Annotated in this window: 1 pseudogene; it reads right to left on the reverse strand. The window is 47.7% G+C overall.

From position 1 onward, the window contains the following. Positions 1–216: pseudogene (locus tag ACYQ2O_RS13940) on the reverse strand (IS481-like element ISGur11 family transposase); the annotation flags it as partial.

The following is a 216-nucleotide window of genomic DNA, read 5'->3' on the forward strand; positions in this document are numbered from 1 at the left end:
GACCCTGTCCGACAATCAGGCGACTGGCATCATCAATGGCCGCAATGATATACAGCCTTTTCGGATTTTTCCCCTTTTCATCATACAAATAAGGCCCATAGGACGTGTCGATCTGCCACATATCATTAGCATGAGCCATTTCAAATGACCGTCGGTCTTCTGGTGATCGCCAGCGATACTGTTCATTTTGTTGACGCATGAACCGTTGAACCGTGG

The organism is Alkalibacterium sp. m-11 (genome assembly GCF_054658155.1).